This is a genomic window from Streptomyces sp. NPDC014864 (assembly GCF_043081525.1).
In the GTDB taxonomy this organism is placed as follows: domain Bacteria; phylum Actinomycetota; class Actinomycetes; order Streptomycetales; family Streptomycetaceae; genus Streptomyces.
Genome location: NZ_JBIBWT010000002.1, coordinates 126,964 through 145,634, shown reverse-complemented (window position 1 = coordinate 145,634; position 18,671 = coordinate 126,964). Strand labels below are relative to the sequence as shown.

Sequence of the window (18,671 nt, the reverse complement as noted above, 5' to 3'; positions counted from 1 at the left end):
GTTCGCGTGGCCCGTGGTGAGGGATCGCGCGGCCCGGAGCGAGGGAGCGGCAGGATGCCCGTGACGCCCCGGATCGTGGTCGTCGGGGTCGGAAACTCCTTCCGCCACGACGACGGTGTCGGGTGGGCCGTGGTCGACCGCCTGGCGGAGCGTGCCGCCGGCCGTTCGCTGCCGCCGGGGACCGCCCTGGAGACCTGTGACGGCGAGCCGGCCCGGCTGCTCGGCCTGTGGGAGAACGCCGGGCTCGCCGTCGTCCTCGACGCCGCGCACGCGCACCCCCCGCGTCCGGGCCGGGTCCACCGGCTGGTGCTGGACGCGGCGCGGCTGCCGCGGACCGGGTCGACCAGCTCGCACGGCCTGGGCCTGGGCGAGGCGGTCGAACTGTCCCGGGCCCTGGACCGGCTGCCCGACCGCCTGGTGGTGTACGCCGTCGAGGGCTCCGACCAGTCGCTGGGGACCGGTCTGTCGGCCCCGGTCGCGGCACGGGTGGACGAGCTGGCGCGCAGCGTGGAGGAGGAGATCCTCCGGTACCGCGCGCGGGAAGCCCCCGACGACCCCGAGGACGACGGCTGCGAGGACGTGCCGGGCGCGGAGGACGGGCCGTGACCGGGCGGATCATCCGGCGCGTCGAGGTGTTCGGGCGGGTCCAGGGAGTCGGCTTCCGGCCCTACGTCCACCGGTCGGCGACCGCGCTCGGTCTGGACGGCTGGGTCCGCAATGTGGACGGTCACGTCGAGCTGGTCGCCGCCGGCGGACCCGCGGCGGTGCGCGCGCTGGTGGCGGGCATCCGCGCGCATCCGCCGCCGCTGTCCGCGGTCCGCCGCGTGGAGGTCGGGGAGAGTCCCGGCGGCGAGGTTCCGGCCCGCGGCAGCGGGTTCACCGTGCGGGCGAGCCGGACGGACCCGGCCGCGGCGCCGCGCGAGGTGCCGCCGGACGCCGCCGTCTGCGCGGCCTGTCTGCGGGAGATGTCCGACCCGGCGGACCGGCGCTACCGCTACCCCTTCGTCAACTGCGCCGACTGCGGCCCCCGCGCCACCGTGATCGAGGACCTGCCGTACGACCGCGCGCGCACCGCCATGCGCCGCTTCGGCCTGTGTCCGGCGTGCGCGGCCGAGTACGCGGACCCGGCGGACCGGCGTTTCCACGCCGAGCCGCTGGCGTGTCCCCGCTGCGGCCCGAGGCTCGCCTGGCAGGACAGGCGGGGTGAGGACGCGCTGCGGGCGGCGGTCGGGGCGGTGGCCGACGGCCGGATCGTCGCCGTGAAGGGGCTCGGCGGCTATCAGCTGGTGTGCGACGCCGGCGACCCGGCCGCGGTGGCCGAGCTGCGGCGCCGCAAGCGGCGGCCGGCCAAGCCGTTCGCGGTCATGGTGCGCGACCTCGCCGCCGCACGGCGGCTGGCGCGGGTGGGCCGCGCGGAGGAGGAGGTGCTGAGCTCGCCGCAGCGGCCCGTGGTGCTGCTCGCCGCCCGCTCCCCGCGCCGGGCCGGTCCGGGCCGCGGCCTCGCCCCGCAGGTGCACCCGGGCACCTGCCGGGTCGGTCTCTTCCTGCCCACCACCGGACTGCACCACCTGCTGCTGCGTGAGCTGGACCGGCCGCTGGTCGTCACCAGCGGCAACCTGTCCGACGAACCCATCGCCACGGACGAGCGGGCGGCACGGCGGGCGCTGGCAGGGGTGGCGGACGGCTTCCTCACGCACGACCGGCCGATCCGCGCCCGCTACGACGACTCCGTCGTCCACGTGGTGCGCGGCCGCACGCTGGTGCTGCGACGGGCCCGCGGCTACGCGCCCGCCCCCCTGCCCCTCCCGGTTCCGGCCGCGCCGCCCCTGGTGGCCACCGGCGCCCAGCTCAAGCACACGCTCACCCTGGCCGAGCACGGGCGGGCGCACCTCGGGCCGCACACCGGGGACCTGGCGGACGCGGCGACGTACGAAGCGTTCGAGACGTCGTACGCCGATCTCGCGCGCCTCACCCGGATCACTCCCGCCGTCGTCGCGCACGACCCGCACCCGGGCTATCTGTCCACCCGGTGGGCCCGCGAGCTGCCCGTGGAGCGCCGCGTTGCCGTGCAGCACCATCACGCGCACGTGGCGGCGGTGGCGGCCGAGCACGGGCTGACCGGGCCCTTCGTCGGCGTGGCCTACGACGGGCTCGGCCTCGGCGACGACGGCACCCTGTGGGGCGGCGAGGTCCTGGTCGCGGACCTGACCGGCTACCGCCGGGTGGGACGCTTCGCGCGGGCGCCGCTGCCCGGTGGCGAGGCCGCGGTCCGCCATCCGGCCCGGATGGCGCTCGGCTATCTGCACGGGTCGGAGCCGCTCGGCGTGCCCCGGCCGGGGCACGCGCTGGTCCGGCCGTTCACGGACCGCCTCGACCCACGGACGGTGCGCGCGGTCCGGACCATGGTGGAGCGGGACGTGCGCTGCCCCCGGGCCTCCAGCGCCGGCCGGCTGTTCGACGCCGTGGCGAGCCTGCTCGGCCTCGGGGACACGGTGTCCTACGAGGGGCAGGCGGCCGTGGCGCTGGAGAGCGCCGCGGGTGCCCTGCGCGCGGGCGCGCTGCCGTGGCGGCTGGTGCGGGCGGACCCGCTGTGGGTGTACGACCCCTCCCCCACGCTGGCCGCCCTCCTCGAAGGGCGGGCGGCCGGCGTTCCCGTGGCGCGTCTGGCCGCCGCCTTCCACGGCACCGTCGCGGAGGTCACCGACGCGCTCGTCGGGCACGCCGTCGCCGCGGGCGGCCCGCGCACGGTGTGCCTGGGCGGCGGCTGTTTCCAGAACCGGCGGCTGCTGGCCGACGTGAGCCGGCTGCTGCGCGCCCGGGGCCTTCGGGTCCTGACCGGTCACGCCGTCCCGGTCAACGACGGCGGCATCAGCTACGGGCAGGCGGCGGTGGCGTCCGCCCTGCTCGCGCGGGAGGAGTGAACGCGATGTGCCTGGGCATCCCCGGCCGGATCACCGACGTCCGCGAGGAGGCGGGCGTGCGGATGGGCACGGCCGACTTCGGCGGGGTGCGCCGCGAGGTGTGCCTCGCCTACACCCCGGAGGCGGGCGTGGGCGCGTACGTCGTCGTGCACGTCGGCTTCGCCATCACCCGGATCGACGAGGCCGAGGCCGAACGCACCCTGGAGGTGCTGCGCGCGATGGCCGACGCCGTGGAGAACGAACTGGGAGAGCCCCTGCCGACCCGGACGCCCGAACCGCCGGGCCCCCGGCGCCCGGGCCCGCCTGGGTGATTCCGGGGGGCCGGTCGGCCCGGTGCCGTGCCCGGTCAGCCCCTGGGGGGCCGGGGACGCCCGCACGAGGCTGAAGTCGACGGCCCCGGAGGGAGAGCGCGATGACCGGCACCCAGGAACCACCCGTCCACGCCCTGCTGACCGACGGCACCACCGTCGGGATCCGGCGGGCGGTCCCGGGCGACCACGACCAAGTGCTGCGCCTGTACGAGGAGATGTCCGACACGAACCTGCGGCTGCGGTTCTTCTCCCTCAGCCGCGCCTCCGCCCGGCAGGCGGCCGAGCGTGCCGCCGCGCCGCGACGCCCCGGCCACGAGGCCCTGGTGGCCGAGCACGCCGGCCGTGTGGTGGGCCTCGCCGAGTACGAGGCCGACCCGAAGGGCACGGCCGCGGAGATCGCGCTCGCCGTCGCCGACGACTGGCACCACCGCGGTGTGGCCACCCTACTGCTCGAACACCTCGCGGACACCGCCCGCACCGCGGGCATCTCCGCCTTCACCGCCGACGCCCTGGCGGAGAACCACGCCATGCTGAAGGTGTTCCACGACCTCGGACTGCGCGTCACCCGCCGCTACGACGGGCCCGAGGTGCACTGCCTGGTCGAACTGACCGAGGACGAGACCTACTTGACGGCGGTGGACACCCGCGGACGCGCAGCCGACCTCGTGAGCCTGCGGCCCCTGCTGCGGCCCCGGTCCGTCGCGGTGATCGGCGCGGGCCGCCGCCCCGGCTCGGTCGGCCGGGCGATCCTGCGCAACATCCGCACGGGCTCCTACACCGGCCGGCTGTTCGCCGTGCACCCCGAGGCCCGGTCCGTCGCCGGGGTGCACGCGTACCCGTCCGTCGCCGCGCTGCCGCAGGTGCCCGAACTCGCCGTCGTGGCCGTCCCCGCGGCGGCCGTGCCGCAGGTCGCCGAGGAGTGCGGCGCGGCCGGCGTGGCCGCGCTGCTCGTCGTCACGGCCGGTCTCGACCTCCACCAGTCGGGCGCCCTGCTGGGGGCCTGCCGCCGGTACGGGATGCGGCTGGTGGGCCCCAACTGCCTGGGCCTGGCCGACACCGAGCAGGACGTCCGCCTGGACGCCACCTTCGCCGCCCGCCATCCCGGACCGGGCACCGCCGGGGTCGCCGTGCAGTCCGGCGGAGTCGGCATCGCCCTGCTCGCCGGGCTGGCCCGGCTCGGCATCGGCGTGTCCACCTTCGTCTCGCTCGGCGACAAGTACGACGTCAGCGGCAACGACATGCTCCAGTGGTGGGAGGCCGACGGGCACACCGATCTGGCGCTGCTGCACCTGGAGTCCTTCGGCAACCCGCGCGCCTTCTCCCGCACCGCCCGCCGGGTGGCCCGCGCCATGCCGGTGCTCACCGTGGACGCCGGACGCTCGGAGGCGGGGCGCCGGGCCGCCGCGTCGCACACGGCGGCGGCCGCCACCCGGACCATGACCCGCCGGGCCCTGTTCACCCAGGCCGGAGTCACGGCCACCCGGTCGATCGGAGAACTCCTCGACGCCGCGGCCCTGTTGCACTCCCAACCGCTGCCTGCCGGCACCCGGGTCGCCGTGGTCAGCAACGCGGGCGGGGCGGGCGTGCTCGCCGCCGACGCCTGCGCGGACGCGGGGCTCGTCGTGCCGCCGCTCACCACGGGGCTCGTGGACGAGCTCCTCGCGCTGCTGCCCGGGGGCGCCACCGCCACCAACCCCGTCGACGCCACCGCGACCGTCGGCGAGGAGCAGCTCCGCGCCTGTGTGGACCGCCTGGCCCGGCACGGGGCCGTGGACGCCGTGCTGGTGGCCCTGGTCCCCACGGCGCTCGCCGCGGCCACCGGGGAGGACCTGGTGCGGTCCCTCACCCACCGCCCCGGCCCGCCGCCCCGTCCGGTGCTCGCGGTGCTGCCCGCGCAGGCGGCCCGGGTCGAGCTCCTCCCGGCGCACGACGACGGGACGGTACCCGCGTACAGCGACGCCGAGGACGCCGCGCGGGCCCTGGCCCACGCGGCCGCCCGAGCCCGCTGGCTCGACCAACTCCCCGGCTTAATACCGGAACTGACGGAGGTGGAGAGCGACCGGGCGCGCGAGCTGGTCGCCGCGTTCCTGGACGAGCACCCCGAGGGCGACTGGCTGGACCCGCCGGCCACGGCCGCCCTGCTGGGCTGCTACGGCATCCGGCAGATCCCGTGGGCCTGGGCCCGGGACGAGGACGAGGCGGTCGACGCCGCGGAGCGGCTGGCCGGGCCCGACGGGCGCGTCGTGATGAAGGCCCACTGGCCGGGGCTGCTGCACAAGAGCGAGCAGCACGCCCTCCATCTGGACCTGCGCAACGCCCCGCAGGTCAGGGCCGCCCACCGGGACCTGGTCACCCGGTTCGGCGACCGGCTGACCGGTGTGGTGGTCCAGCCGCTCGCCGAGCGCGGCACGGAGCTGTTCGCCGGAGTCGTGCAGGACGAGGTGTTCGGGCCGCTGGTGGTCTTCGGGCTCGGCGGCACGGCCACCGAACTGCTCGCCGACCACGCGGGGCGGCTCGCCCCGCTCACCGACCGGGACGTGCGCGAGCTGATCACGTCCCCCCGGTGCTCCGCGTTGCTCTTCGGCTACGCCGGCAGCCCGGCCGCCGACCTCGAAGGGCTGGAGCAGCTGCTGCACCGCCTGTCCCGGATGGCCTGCGACCTGCCGCAGCTCGCCGAGGCCGACCTCAACCCGGTGCTGGCCGGACCGCACGGCGTCACGGCGCTCGACGTCCGTGTGCGGCTCGTGCCGCGGCACCCGCACGACCCGTACCTGCGTCGCCTGCGCTGACCGGGTGCGCGTCTGCGCCCGGCGGAACGGGCCCTGCGCGGCGTGGCCGACGCCTGGCTGCCCGGGCTGTGAGCCACGGCGCACCGTCCCCCGCGGGCCGGTGCGCCACGGACCGCCGCGGCGGCGGGATCCCGCCCGGCGGGCCGCGGGGACACGGCCCGCCGCGGCTGAGTCCAGGGACCCTCGGACGCCGGGAGGAGCCTGTCGGCCCACGCGCCCGGGGTCCGGTTCGGGGCACGGTGGAAGCTGGACGTCCAGAAGGGAGGCCGACCATGACCGCATTCGCCACCGGCAGGGACATCGTCGTGGGCGTCGACGGTTCCGAGGCGTCCGCGGCCGCCCTGCGCTGGGCCGCCGAACAGGCCCGCGCCGTGCACGCGGAGGTCGTCGCCGTACACGCCTGGGAGCCCACGGGGCCGCACATCGCTCCGTACGCCCCGGTGTCGGCCCGCCCGACGGCCGAGGCCGAACGCGACGCGGCCGCGCGGCTGCTCGCCGACACCGTGCGCTCCGCCCTCGGCTCGCGGAAGAGCCCGGGCATACGCGCCGAACTGGTCGAAGGGCCCGCCGCACGCGTCCTCCTGGACCGGGCGCGCGGCGCGCTGCTGCTCGCCCTGGGGCACACCCTGCACGGGCCGGGCGACCAGGGCGCCATCGGCGCGGTCGGCCGTGAGTGCCTGCGGCACGCCATGGTCCCGGTGGTCGAGGTGCCCGCCACCGGCCGGCCCACCGGCCCGGCCCGGGGCAGCCGAACCCGCCAGATCGCCTGCGCCGCCGTCTGAGGCACGAGGAGGCGTCGTGGACGTCCTGGTCGGTTACGCGTCCGCGCACGGCTCCACCCGGGAGATCGCCGAACGGGCCGCCGCCGTGCTCGGCCGCGCCGGGCTGACGGCGCAGGCCCGGCCCCTGGCGGAGGTCGACGACGCCGACGCCTACCGGGCGTTCGTCCTCGGCAGCGCCGTCCACAACCAGAGCTGGCTCGCCCCGGCCCGGGACTTCGTCCGCGACCATCACGAACTGCTCGGCTCCCGGCCCCTGTGGATCTTCAGCGTCGGGATGCCGGCCGCGCTGCGCGGGCCGATGAGGCGCTGGGTGGCGAAGGAGCTCCCGGCGATCGAGGCGGGCCTGCCCGCGGTGCCGGCGTTCCGGAGCCACCGCCTGTTCTCGGGTGTCGTCACGCCGGCCCAGCTGCCGCGCACGGGACGCTTCCTGTTCCGGCTGTTCGGCGGGCAGTACGGCGACCACCGCGACTGGGACGCCGTCGAGCGGTGGGCCGCGGGCATCGCCGCCGAGCTGGCACACGAACGCCGGCCCGGGTCCTGACCGTCCACGGCGGCGTCCCGCCCTCCCCCCGTCCGCCGAGCCGAGGATGTGGCCGGCCGGGTGCAGGGTGAGCCGGGTACCGGCCGCCGCGTCGCTCGTCGTGCCGGCCCGTACCGGGCGCAGCAGCCGGACCGTGCGGTCCACGTCGGCTTCGTCGTAGAGCGGCTGGGCGGGCCGGTGCCGGGACCAGCCGTGCTCGTTGGCGTGCCGGGCGGCCTCGGTCTGCAGCCGGGGGCTGTCCCGCAGCACGATCTCGACGAGCCGGGCGCTGAACTCGGTGGTCACGACGGGGCCCCGGAATCCCTGCCGCACCGGCCGGGGGAGGTAGCCGCAGTGGTCCAGATGGGCGTGGGTGACGACCACCGCCTCGATGTCCCCGGCGTCGCAGGGCAGCCGGCGCCAGTTGCGCCGCCTCAGGTCGGCGAGGCCCTGGAAGAGGCCGCAGTCGACCAGGAAGCGGGCGTGGTCGCTCTCGACGAGGAACTTGCTGCCGGTGACCGTGCCCACGCCACCCAGGAAGGTCAGCAGGGCCGGCCGTGAACGGGCGGCCGGCGCCCGGCCGGTCCCCGCGACGGCGGTCTCCACGGCGGCGGAATCCGCGGTAGCAGTCTCCACGGCGGCGGAATCCGCCGGTGCGAGGGGCTCCCCTGCGACGGTCATTTCGTGCTCCTCGGCGTTCGGGGCCGAACGGCCCTGGCGTACGGGCGCCGGAAGTGGTGTCCTGTAGGTGACGGGAAGGACCTGAGACAGACGCGGAGAAGCGGCCGGCGAAACCGCGCACCGCGCAATCAGGATCCGCGAGAAGCGGGTGGTCCTTCCCGTCGACACGTGCCGTCAGTCGACACGTGCCGTCAAAGGGACTGGTTTCGGCGGGCCGCCGCCACCCGGTGCCGGACGATCTCCTCCTCCACCCGTTCGGCGAGGAGGCCGACCGCCGACGCGACGGGCGCGGACAGTCCCTCGCCGAGCGAGGTGTCGGCCGCCGCGACGGCGTACGCCACCAGGTGGCCCGGCAGACGGTCCAGCGCCCGGCCCAGTTCGACGGCCTCGCCCAGACCGTGGGCGCCCATCGCGCCCGGCCGACGCAGCTCGGCGCCCGGCACGTCGAGCCGGTAGACCCGCCCCGGGTCGCCGTCACGGGCGGGGGCGGACTCCAGCACGACGGCGAGTCCGGCGTGGTCCCACAGCCTGACGAGCCGCCCCGGGTCCGGGTCGGCGCACTCCGCGAGAACCGTGCCCGGCGGCAGCGGCCGGCCGGCGGCCCTCTCCCGCAACCGCGCCAGCACCGACCGGCCGAGACCCTCGTCGTGCCGCGCGGGGTCCCCGACGGCGACGACCGCGATACGTGTGGGGACGGTCATGGTTCCTCTCCCTCCACCCCCTCCGCCTGCCGCTCCCCCGGCGCGCGGACGCCCGGCCGGTCCCTCCAGCGTGCGGGGCGGCGGGCGCCCTGCCATGGGCCGAAGGGCCCCGGCGGACGGCTGCGCCGCCCTCAGCCCCCGAGGGGTCCCCGCCCGGGACCGGCCCGCGCCCGCTCCTTGGGCCGAAGGACCCACGTTCGGGCCCGGGTGGCCCGTGGTGTGCCGTGGCGCCCGGGCAGACGCTGAAGTCAGCAGGCCCACGGCAGCCCGGAGGGCGACGATGACCGACAGCCGCACGACCGCCGTACTGGACAGGAACGGTCTGGACGCTCTGGTGCGGACCCTGCGCGCGCGAGGCCGGACGGTCGTGGGGCCGACCGTCCGGGACGGTGCCGTGGTGCTCGCCGAGCTGTCCTCGGCGGACGAGCTGCCCTTCGGCTGGGGGACCGAGGTCGAGGCGGGCCGCTACCGTCTGGTGCCCCGCGCCGACGGAGCCGCGTTCGCGCACACCACCGGTCCGCACTCCTGGAAGGCGTTCCTGCATCCGGAGCGGGAGAAGCTCTGGAGCGTGGACCGCGCGCCCGACGGCGGCCTGACCGTCACCGAGGAGCGTCCCGCGCGGCCGTCGTACGCCTTCCTCGGCGTGCGCTCCTGCGACCTGCGGGCCATCGCGATCCAGGACCGGGTGCTGACCGGCGGCCGCTACGAGGACCCGGGCTACCGGGAGCGGCGGACCGGGGCGTTCCTGGTCGCCGCCGAGTGCACCGAACCGGGCGGCACCTGCTTCTGCGCCTCCATGGGCAGCGGCCCGGCGGCCGACGCGGGCTTCGACCTGGCGCTGACCGAGCTCGTCGACGGGCGCGGACACCGCTTCGTCGTCCGGGTCGGCAGCGAGGCCGGTGACGAGGTCCTCTCCGCCCTTCCGCACCGCCCGGCCGATCCCGGCGCCGACACCGCGGCGGCCCGCACGGCGGTGGACGGCGCCCGGGAGCGGATGGGCCGGTCGATGCCGCCGGTGGACCTGCGCGCCCTGATGGCCGAGAGCCTGGAGGCCGACCGCTGGGACGACGTGGCCGCCCGCTGCCTGACCTGCGGCAACTGCACCATGGTCTGCCCCACGTGCTTCTGCACCACCACCGAGGAGGTCACCGACCTCACCGGTGACCACGCCGAGCGCTGGACGCGCTGGGACTCCTGCTTCGACCTGGACTTCTCCCGCCTGCACGGCGGCCCGGTCCGGGCCTCGCCGCGCGGCCGCTACCGCCAGTGGCTCACCCACAAACTCTCCACCTGGTACGAGCAGTTCGGCAGCTCCGGCTGCGTGGGCTGCGGACGCTGCATCACGTGGTGCCCGGTCGCCATCGACATCACCGAGGAAGCGACGGCACTGCACGACGAACTCGCCGACCGGCTGCGGCGGCAGGAACGAGAGGAGCGGGAGCGATGACCTCCACCACCACCCTGGGGGCGGCCCTGCCGGCCGAGCACCGCGAGCGGCTGATGCGGGTCGCCCACGAGGTCTCCTTCGACATGGGCGCCAGGCTGTTCGAGGAGGGCCGGCACGCCGACCGTTTCTGGATCATCAAGACCGGCACCGTCGCCCTCGACCTGCACGTCCCCGGCCGGCGCGCCGCCTTGATCGAGTCCCTGGGCCACGGCGAACTGGTCGGCTGGTCCTGGCACTTCTCGCCCTACGTCTGGCAGCTGGGCGCCGAGACCATGAGCCCGGTGCGGGCCTGGGAGTTCGACGCCGCCACGGTGCGCAGGATGTGCGAGGAGGACCCGGAGTTCGGCCGGGCCGTCGCGATCTGGGTCGGCCGGGTGGTCGCCCACCGGCTGCACTCCTCCCGGATCCGGCTGCTCGACCTCTACGCCCCCTACGGCAGCGGGAGCAGGTGATGACCGAGGTCCCGGTGCCGTACCGGGTGACCCGGACGCGCCGCGAGACGGCGGACACGGTCAGTCTCGTGCTGGCGCCGGCCGGCCCGGCGGTGCTGCGCCCCTTCGAGCCCGGGCAGTTCGCCATGGTGTACGCCTTCGGGGTGGGGGAGATCCCGGTCTCGGTGTCACGCATCGACGGCCGGGAGCTGGGGCACACCATCCGCGCGGTGGGTGCCGTGTCCGCGGCCCTGACGGCCGTCGAGCCCGGCACCCAGGTCGGGCTGCGCGGCCCCTTCGGCGCCGGCTGGGACCTCGAACAGGCGGTCGGGCAGGACCTGCTGCTCGTGGCGGGCGGCATCGGTCTCGCGCCGCTGCGCCCGGTGGTCCAGGCCGTCCGGGCCGACCCGCGGGCCTACGGGCGGCTGAACCTCCTCGTGGGCGCGCGGACCCCCGCGGACCTGATCTACGCCCACCGGCTGCGCGCCTGGACGACGTCCCCGGGACCTCCGCACTGCCAGGTCACCGTCGACCGCCCCCTGCCCGGCTGGCGCGGCCACGTCGGTGTGGTCACCACCCTGCTCAACGGCGCCCGGTTCGACCCCCGCAACACCACGGCCTTCGTGTGCGGTCCCGAGGTGATGATCCGCGCCACCGCCCGCGACCTGCTGCACCGCGGCCTTCCACCCCAGCGGATCCGGGTCTCGCTGGAGCGCAACATGCGGTGCGCCACCGGGCACTGCGGCCACTGCCAGCTCGGCAGCGTGCTGCTGTGCCGCGACGGCCCGGTGATCGGCTGGGACCGGGCCGCGTCCCTCCTCTCGGTGCGGGAGTTGTGACATGACCGACGCAAGCGGCGGCACGACGTACGGCGGCGGTGACGCGACCGCTCCCCCGGCGCCGCGCCCGCCCACGCTCGCGGTGTTCAAGCTGGCCTCCTGCGACGGCTGCCAGCTCACGCTCCTGGACTGCGAGGACGAACTCCTCGCGCTCACCGGCCGGGTGCGCATCGCGCACTTCCTCGAGGCGTCCAGCGCCGTGGAGCCGGGACCGTACGACCTGGCGCTCGTCGAGGGATCGGTCACCACGCCCGCCGACGCGGCCCGGGTCCGGGAGATCCGCGCCCAGTCCCGCTTCCTGGTCACCATCGGCGCGTGCGCCACCGCCGGCGGCATCCAGGCGCTGCGCGACTTCGCCGACGTGGAGGAGTTCACCCGGGCCGTCTACGCGCGCCCCGACTACATCGACACCCTCGCCACCTCCACGCCGGTCGCGGCCCATGTGGACGTCGACTTCGAGCTGCGCGGCTGCCCCATCGACCGGGGCCAGCTGATCGAGGTGATCACCGCGTTCCTGGCCGGGCGCGGGCCCGACGTGCCCAACCACAGCGTGTGCTTCGAGTGCAAGCGCCGTGGCACGGTCTGCGTCACGGTGGCCCACGGCACCCCCTGTCTCGGCCCGGTCACGCACGCCGGGTGCGGCGCGCTGTGCCCGGCGTACGGCCGTGGCTGCTACGGCTGCTTCGGCCCCTCGGGGTCGCCGAACCTGCGCGCGATGATCCCGCTGCTGCACCGCGACGGTCTGGACGACCGGGCCGTCGAACGGCTGCTGCGCACCTTCAACGCGACCGCCTTCGCCGAGGTGCTGCCCGGCGCCGAGGAGGAGACATGACCCACCGAGGCTCCCGCGTCCTGCGGGTCGGCGCGCTCGCCCGGGTGGAGGGCGAGGGCGCGCTGCACCTGCGTCTGGCCGGCGACCGGGTCGAGGAGGCGCGGCTGCGGATCTACGAGCCGCCCCGGTTCTTCGAGGCGTTCCTGCGCGGCCGGGCGTACACCGAGCCGCCCGACATCACCGCCCGGGTGTGCGGGATCTGCCCGGTGGCCTACCAGACCAGCGCCTGCCGGGCGGTCGAGGACGCCTGCGGCGTCACCGTCGACGGGCCGATCGGCGCCCTGCGCCGGCTGCTGTACTGCGGCGAGTGGATCGAGAGCCACGCCCTGCACATCCATCTGCTGCACGCGCCCGACTTCCTCGGCTGCGCCGACGCCGTCGAACTCGCCCGCACCCAGCGCGCCGCGGTGGAGCGGGGGCTGCGCCTGAAGCAGGCGGGAAACGCGCTCATGGAACTCCTCGGGGGCCGCGCCATCCACCCGGTCAACGTCCGTGTCGGCGGCTTCCACCGGGCGCCCACGCGGGCCGAACTGCGCCCGCTGGCCGAGCGGTTGCGGCGGGCCGCCGACGACGCCTGGGAGACGACGCGCTGGGCGGCGTCCTTCGACTTCCCCGACGCCGCCGTCGACGCCGACCTGCTGGCCCTGGCGCTGCCGGACACCTACGCCATCGACGCGGGCACCCCCACCGCGCTGCGCACCGACGGCACCCTGACCGCCTTCTCCGTACGGGAGTTCCCCGACCACGTCCGCGAGGAGCAGGTGCCGCACTCCACCGCGCTGCACTCGCGGCTGGACGGGCGGCGCCATCTGACCGGCCCGCTGGCGCGGTTCGCGGTCGGCGGGGCCGGGCTGTCCGCCACCGCCCGGCAGGCCGCGGTCGAGGCGGGGCTGGGGGATCCCGGCGAGGGGGCCGTGTGCCGCAACCCCTACCGCTCGATCCTGGTACGGGCCGTGGAGGTGGTGTACGCGGTCGGCGAGGCCCTGCGCCTGATCGACGCCTACGAGCCGCCGGCCCGCCCGTACGTCGACGTCCCCCCCGCGGCCGGCACCGGGCACGGAGCCTCGGAGGCGCCGCGCGGCCTGCTCTACCACCGCTACCGGCTGGACGCGGAAGGCACCGTCACCGACGCCCGCATCGTGCCGCCCACCGCGCAGAACCAGGGCGCCATCGAGGACGACCTGGTGCGGGCCGCGCAGGCGGCCCTCACCGGGCGCGAGGTGGACGACGAGGAGCTGACGCACCTGTGCGAGCGGACCATCCGCAACCACGACCCGTGCATCTCCTGCTCCACCCACTTCCTCGACCTCACCGTCGACCGCACCTGACACCCCGAGGAGAAGACCATGCACGGCAGCCCGCACATCGTCAGCGACGTCATGACGCACACCGTCGTGGCCGTGGGCCGTGACGCCCCGTTCAAGGACGTCGTGCAGCTCATGGGCCAGTGGAAGGTCAGCGCCCTTCCCGTGCTGGAGGGCGAGGGCCGCGTGGTCGGCGTCGTCTCCGAGGCCGACATGCTGCCCAAGGAGGAGTTCCGCGACAGCGATCCCGACCGGTTCACGCAGCTGCGCCGCCTGTCCGACCTCGCCAAGGCGGGGGCGCTGACCGCCGGTGAGCTGATGAGCGCCCCGGCCGTGACCGTCCATCCCGACGCCACCCTCGCCGAGGCCGCCCGCATCATGGCCCAGCGCAGGGTCAAGCGGCTGCCCGTCGTCAACGACGAGGGGATGCTCGAAGGCGTGGTCAGCCGGGGGGACCTGCTGAAGGTCTTCCTGCGCACCGACGACGACATCGCCGAGGAGATCCGGCGGGAGGTCGTCTCCGTCCTCTTCCCCGCCCCCGTCGAGCCGATCGGGGTGCAGGTGGCCGACGGCGTGGTCACCCTCAGCGGCCGCATCCGGGACACCTCGCTGGTGCCCGTCGCCGCGCGCCTGGTGCGCGCCGTGGAGGGCGTCGTCGACGTCGAGTGCCACCTCACGACCGGGTCGGCGCTGACCGAACCAAGGTGACCCGACGGTGAAGTACCTCGACGAGTACCGCGATCCGGCCCTGGCCCGGCAGCTCCTCGACGAGCTGGGCCGCATCGCGACACGGCCCTGGCGGATCATGGAGGTCTGCGGCGGGCAGACCCACACCCTGGTCCGACAGGGCATCGACGCGCTGCTGCCCGCCGGGATGCGCATGATCCACGGCCCCGGCTGCCCGGTGTGCGTCACCCCGCTGGAGACCCTGGACCGGGCGATGGCCGTCGCCGCCCGGCCCGAGGTGGTCTTCACCAGCTTCGGCGACATGCTGCGGGTGCCCGGCACGGACACGGACCTGCTGTCACTGCGGGCCCGCGGCGCGGACGTACGGGTCGTCTACACGCCGATGGACGCGGTCCGCATCGCCCGGGAGCGCCCCGACCGTGAGGTGGTCTTCCTCGCGGTCGGGTTCGAGACGACCGCGCCGGCCAACGCGATGGCCGTGCTGCACGCCGCCCGGCTCGGACTGACGAACTTCTCCCTGCTGGTCAGCCATGTGCTGGTGCCGCCCGCGATGACCGCGCTGCTCGAGGACCCGGACTGCGAGGTGCAGGCCTTCCTCGCCGCCGGGCACGTCTGCGCGGTCATGGGCTGGCGCGAGTACGAGCCGATCGCCGCCCGTCACCGGGTGCCCGTCGTGGTCACCGGCTTCGAGCCGCTCGACCTGCTGGAGGGCATCCTCATGGCGGTGCGCCAACTGGAGGAGGGCCGGTACGGCGTGGAGAACCAGTACGTGCGGGCCGTGCGCCGCTCGGGCAACACCGAGGCGCAGGACGCCGTCCGCACGGTGTTCCAGGTCACCGACCGGTCCTGGCGCGGCATCGGCACCCTGCCCGGCAGCGGACTCGAACTGCGGCCCGCCTACGCCCGGTTCGACGCCGCCCGCCGCTTCGCGGTCGCCGGGCTGAGCCCCGCCGAGGACCCCGAGTGCATCGCGGGCGCCGTCCTCACCGGGGCCCGGCTGCCCACCGACTGCCCCGCCTACGGCACCCGGTGCACCCCCCGCCGTCCACTCGGCGCGCCGATGGTCTCCGCCGAGGGGACCTGCGCCGCCTTCCACGCCGCCGGCCGTACGAAGGAAGTGCCCCTGCCATGACCGCCGCGTGCCCCACTCCCCATCACGAGGACGACGTTGTCCTGCTCGGACACGGCGCCGGCGGCCGCCTGTCCGCCGAGCTGCTCGACGCTCTGGTGCTGCCCGCGCTCGACGGCCCGGGCGGGCCGCTGGAGGACGCCGCGCTGCTGCCCGGCCACCCGGGCCTGGTGGTGAGCACGGACAGTTTCGTGGTCAGCCCGCTGTTCTTCCCCGGTGGCGACATCGGCTCCCTCGCGGTGCACGGCACGGTCAACGACCTGGCGATGCGGGGCGCGTGGCCGCTCGCCCTGTCCGTCGCCCTGATCGTGGAGGAGGGGCTGCCGCTGGCCGAGCTGCGCCTGGTGCTCCAGTCGCTCGGCAAGGCGGCACGGGACGCCGAGGTCCCGGTCGTCACGGGCGACACCAAGGTCGTGGGCCGGGGCGCGGTGGACAAGGTCTTCGTCACCACCACCGGGGTCGGGCGGCGGCATCCGGCGCTGCGCCCCTCGGCCGGGCTCGCCCGTCCCGGCGACGCCGTGCTGCTGTCCGCCCCGATCGGGCTGCACGGCACCACGGTGCTGTCGACCCGCGAGGGCCTGGGCTTCGAGAGCGACATCGCCTCGGACAGCCGGCCCCTGCACCGCCTGGTCCGCGCCCTGGCGCCGCTCGGCGCGCAGGTGCACACCCTGCGCGACCCGACCCGCGGCGGGCTCGCCGCCGCCCTCAACGAGATCGCCCGGGACTCGCTGGTGGCCGTCGAGATCGAGGAGGCCGCCGTGCCGGTGCCGGAGGGGGTCGCCGCCGCCTGCGACCTGCTCGGCCTCGACCCGCTCGTGGTCGCGAACGAGGGCTGCCTGGTCGCGTTCGTGGCGGCGGCCGCGGCCGACGAGGCGCTGGTGGCCCTCCGTTCGCTCCCGGAAGGGCGGGCCGCGGTCCGCGTCGGCGAGGTGCTCGCGGACGGCCCGGCCGGCCGGGTGACACTGCGCACGCTGGTGGGCGCCCGGCGCGTGCTGGACCTGCCGCTCGGCGAGCTGCTGCCGCGCATCTGCTGAACGGCGCGCGCACGGGGTGCGCGGGCGGACGCGGGCACGTGAGCGCGGCCGGTGGGGTCCACCGGCCGCGCTCAGCGGGTGCGGCGCAGGGCGCCCTCACGCGCTCAGCCGTGCCGCACCGGGATGGTCCTGGTGCCCGGCTTCTCCTCCGGGACCGGGACCGCGATGGTCAGCACACCGTCCTCGGCGGTCGCCTCGTCGCCCGCCCGGGGGACGCGCGTGGGCCGGCCGGTCCGGCCCTGGGCCCGCTCGGGCCCCGGTGTGCCCGCGGCCGGCGTCAGGCGGTCGCGGCGCCCGGCGGCCGCGGGGGCGTCCGGTCACCGGCCAGGTCCGGTTCGAGGACGGGCCGCCGGCGCGGCCCCGCGAGCGCGCTGTGCACGTCCACCACGCCCTCCACCGAGCGCACCAGGCGTACGGCGAGCGGGACCAGGGACGTGTCGGGGACGCGGCCGGTGAGCGTGACCACTCCGTCGCGCACCTCCACCCGGACCGCGTCGAGCGGGACCGGGAAGCGTCCGGCGACGATCTCCCGGCGGATCTCCTCGGCGATGTCCTCGTCGCTCCGCAGGAAGATCTTGAGCAGGTCCGCGCGGCTGACGATGCCCTTGAGCACGCCGTCGTCCGCGACGACCGGCAGCCGCTTCACCTGGTGACGGGCCATGACGCGGGCGGCCTGGGTGAGGGTGATGCCGGGCCGCACGGTCACGGCCGGGGTGCTCATCAGCTCCTCGGCGGTCACCGCCTCCGCCTTCGCCAGCTCGGACAGGCGGCGCAGTTCCGCGCGACCGTCCGGGTCGCTGTCGCGGAACTCCTCCTTGCGCAGCAGGTCGGCCTCGGAGACGACGCCGATCACGCGGCCGTCGCCGTCCAGCACGGGCATCGCGCTGACGCCCCACTCCTCCATGGTCCGGACGATCTCCTTGAACATCGCCCCGCCGGCGAGGGCGACGACGGTGCGCGTCATCACGTCGTTCACGGTGTACCGGGCGCCCTGCATGGCGGCCTCCCGCGTGCTCGATTACCTCTGCCGACATCTTCAGGGTGGTCCACGCGGCCGCCCGCGACATGGGCCGAAGGGCCCCGGGCGGGGCGCCGGCGGACTCTCACCCGCGCCGGCCGACGGGCTCCGACCCGCGTCGGGCGGCGGCCTCCCACCCGCGCCGACCGACGGGCCCCTCCCGCGCCGACCGGTGACCTCCCACCCGCGCCGACCGACGGGCCTCGCCCGCGTCGACCGACGGGTTCGCGTCGGCCGGTGGCCGCCACCGCCCGCGGGTCCCGTGGCCGGCACCGGCACCGGTCTGCCGGCGGCGGTCACCGGGCCGGGATCACCGCCACGGGGCAGTGCGAGCGGTGCAGGAGGGTGTGGGTGAGCGAGTGGGGGTGCGGGCGGAGCCGGCCGTCGCGACGCTGGGCGGGGACCACGACGACGGCGGCCTCCCGGGTGGCCTCCAGCAGCGCCAGGGCCGGTGCGGTGCGGGCCCCGGCGTCCCCGTCGGCCGCCGGGTGGCGGGGCCCGCGTGGACCGGCGGGGCCGGGGCGCGGCACGGCCTGCGCGGCACGCTCCCGTCGCCCGGACCGCTCCCGGACGGGGGCGGACGCCGGGACGGGCGCAGGCGGCTCGGGCGTGCCGTGTTGGTGGGCCGCGACGTGCAGCACCCGCAGCCGGGCGCCCCGCCGCTCCGCCTCCTGGAAGGCGAACGCGGCGGCGTCCGTACCCGGATCGTCCTCGAGGCCCAGCAGGACGTCTCCGCGGCGGTCGCACGGCCGGTCCCCGCGGACGACGACCAGCGGGCCGCACGCGTGCGCGGCCAGCCGCAGACTCACCGAGCCCAGCACCCGGCCGGCGATCCCGCCGAGCCCCCGGTTGCCCACGACCGTCAGGGCCGCGGCCCTGCTCGCGCCCGCCAATACCCGTACGGCGTCGCCCTCCGCGGCGACGGTGAGCAGGGGCAGCCGGGCACGGCGCGCGCGCACCCGTGCCGCGGCGGAGGCCAGGACCGGCCCGGCCTCGTCCCGGTCGGGCACGGCGTACACCACGTGCAGGGCGAGGCCGCGGCGGGCCGCCTCGTCCGCGGCCCAGTCCAGCGCCCGCACCGAGACCACCGAGCCGTCAACGCCGACGACCACATGACGGTGAGTCATGTCTTCCTCCCCTTCCCGGCGCCGCCCGCCCGTCCCGGGGCACCGCGGCGGCTGCCCGGACGATGCTCGTCCGGTCCCGGCGTCCCGGGCAGGGGCCGCGGGCACCCGGCGGCACGCC

General features: G+C 76.4%; 17 protein-coding genes and 1 pseudogene. 14 read left to right on the top strand and 4 right to left on the bottom strand.

The window, feature by feature from the left end:
- Nucleotides 1–54 precede the first annotated feature (54 nt).
- The 6 genes from ACF1A5_RS04580 (at nucleotide 55) to ACF1A5_RS04555 (ending at nucleotide 7,344) form a co-directional block, all read left to right on the top strand.
- The gene (locus tag ACF1A5_RS04580) at nucleotides 55–606 is read left to right on the top strand and encodes a hydrogenase maturation protease (RefSeq protein ID WP_392191343.1); all 552 of its coding nucleotides are present in this window, start codon (nucleotides 55–57) and stop codon (nucleotides 604–606) included.
- The gene (gene hypF, locus ACF1A5_RS04575) at nucleotides 603–2,921 is read left to right on the top strand and encodes a carbamoyltransferase HypF (RefSeq protein ID WP_392191342.1); all 2,319 of its coding nucleotides are present in this window, start codon (nucleotides 603–605) and stop codon (nucleotides 2,919–2,921) included. The genes ACF1A5_RS04580 and hypF overlap by 4 nt, the downstream gene beginning before the upstream one ends.
- A 5-nt stretch (nucleotides 2,922–2,926) precedes the next feature.
- Entirely contained in the window at nucleotides 2,927–3,232 is a 306-nt protein-coding gene (locus ACF1A5_RS04570; protein WP_392191341.1) for a HypC/HybG/HupF family hydrogenase formation chaperone, read from the top strand.
- Nucleotides 3,233–3,333: 101 nt separating this feature from the next.
- Nucleotides 3,334–6,021, top strand: coding sequence for a GNAT family N-acetyltransferase (locus tag ACF1A5_RS04565; protein WP_392191340.1), 2,688 nt, complete (start codon nucleotides 3,334–3,336; stop codon nucleotides 6,019–6,021).
- A 272-nt stretch (nucleotides 6,022–6,293) separates the two neighbouring features.
- Nucleotides 6,294–6,803: a universal stress protein gene (locus tag ACF1A5_RS04560; RefSeq protein WP_392191339.1), complete on the top strand. Its 510-nt coding sequence runs from the start codon at nucleotides 6,294–6,296 to the stop codon at nucleotides 6,801–6,803.
- 16 nt (nucleotides 6,804–6,819) lie between these two features.
- Nucleotides 6,820–7,344, top strand: a complete 525-nt coding sequence (locus tag ACF1A5_RS04555) for a flavodoxin domain-containing protein (protein ID WP_392191338.1) — start codon at nucleotides 6,820–6,822, stop codon at nucleotides 7,342–7,344.
- A 387-nt stretch (nucleotides 7,345–7,731) separates the two neighbouring features.
- Here ACF1A5_RS04555 and ACF1A5_RS04550 read toward each other — a convergent pair.
- Both ACF1A5_RS04550 and ACF1A5_RS04545 read right to left on the bottom strand, forming a co-directional pair.
- A pseudogene (locus tag ACF1A5_RS04550) lies at nucleotides 7,732–8,004 on the bottom strand (hypothetical protein); the annotation flags it as partial.
- Between the two features lie 191 nt (nucleotides 8,005–8,195).
- The gene (locus ACF1A5_RS04545) at nucleotides 8,196–8,705 is read right to left on the bottom strand and encodes a hydrogenase maturation protease (RefSeq protein WP_392191337.1); all 510 of its coding nucleotides are present in this window, start codon (nucleotides 8,703–8,705) and stop codon (nucleotides 8,196–8,198) included.
- Nucleotides 8,706–8,985: 280 nt separating this feature from the next.
- Here ACF1A5_RS04545 and ACF1A5_RS04540 point away from each other — a divergent pair, with 280 nt between their 5' ends.
- The 8 genes from ACF1A5_RS04540 to hypE are packed head-to-tail and all read left to right on the top strand — an operon-like array spanning nucleotide 8,986 to nucleotide 16,408.
- Nucleotides 8,986–10,152 carry a 4Fe-4S dicluster domain-containing protein gene (locus ACF1A5_RS04540; protein WP_392191336.1) on the top strand — a complete coding sequence of 389 codons (1,167 nt, stop codon included), beginning with the start codon at nucleotides 8,986–8,988 and terminating at the stop codon, nucleotides 10,150–10,152.
- On the top strand, nucleotides 10,149–10,604 hold the full coding sequence (locus ACF1A5_RS04535) for a cyclic nucleotide-binding domain-containing protein (RefSeq protein WP_392191335.1): 456 nt from the start codon (nucleotides 10,149–10,151) through the stop codon (nucleotides 10,602–10,604). The genes ACF1A5_RS04540 and ACF1A5_RS04535 overlap by 4 nt, the downstream gene beginning before the upstream one ends.
- Nucleotides 10,604–11,422 carry an FAD/NAD(P)-binding protein gene (locus ACF1A5_RS04530; RefSeq protein WP_392191334.1) on the top strand — a complete coding sequence of 273 codons (819 nt, stop codon included), beginning with the start codon at nucleotides 10,604–10,606 and terminating at the stop codon, nucleotides 11,420–11,422. The genes ACF1A5_RS04535 and ACF1A5_RS04530 overlap by 1 nt, the downstream gene beginning before the upstream one ends.
- A 1-nt stretch (nucleotide 11,423) precedes the next feature.
- Nucleotides 11,424–12,254, top strand: a complete 831-nt coding sequence (locus ACF1A5_RS04525) for an oxidoreductase (RefSeq protein WP_392191333.1) — start codon at nucleotides 11,424–11,426, stop codon at nucleotides 12,252–12,254.
- Nucleotides 12,251–13,582: a Ni/Fe hydrogenase subunit alpha gene (locus ACF1A5_RS04520; RefSeq protein ID WP_392191332.1), complete on the top strand. Its 1,332-nt coding sequence runs from the start codon at nucleotides 12,251–12,253 to the stop codon at nucleotides 13,580–13,582. The genes ACF1A5_RS04525 and ACF1A5_RS04520 overlap by 4 nt, the downstream gene beginning before the upstream one ends.
- Nucleotides 13,583–13,600: 18 nt before the next feature.
- Nucleotides 13,601–14,266 (top strand): CBS domain-containing protein, encoded by a 666-nt coding sequence (locus tag ACF1A5_RS04515; protein ID WP_392191331.1) that lies wholly within the window; start codon nucleotides 13,601–13,603, stop codon nucleotides 14,264–14,266.
- Nucleotides 14,267–14,273: 7 nt separating this feature from the next.
- A complete protein-coding gene (gene hypD, locus ACF1A5_RS04510) occupies nucleotides 14,274–15,377 on the top strand; it encodes a hydrogenase formation protein HypD (protein WP_392191330.1) in 1,104 nt (367 codons plus the stop codon).
- Complete coding sequence (hypE, locus tag ACF1A5_RS04505; RefSeq protein ID WP_392191329.1) at nucleotides 15,374–16,408, top strand: hydrogenase expression/formation protein HypE; 1,035 nt, start codon at nucleotides 15,374–15,376, stop codon at nucleotides 16,406–16,408. The genes hypD and hypE overlap by 4 nt, the downstream gene beginning before the upstream one ends.
- Nucleotides 16,409–16,685: 277 nt before the next feature.
- Here the strand turns inward: hypE and ACF1A5_RS04500 are convergent, their stop codons facing one another.
- Nucleotides 16,686–17,405, bottom strand: coding sequence for a CBS domain-containing protein (locus ACF1A5_RS04500; RefSeq protein ID WP_392191328.1), 720 nt, complete (start codon nucleotides 17,403–17,405; stop codon nucleotides 16,686–16,688).
- 317 nt (nucleotides 17,406–17,722) lie between these two features.
- A complete protein-coding gene (locus ACF1A5_RS04495; protein WP_392191327.1) occupies nucleotides 17,723–18,553 on the bottom strand; it encodes a universal stress protein in 831 nt (276 codons plus the stop codon).
- Nucleotides 18,554–18,671 lie beyond the last annotated feature (118 nt).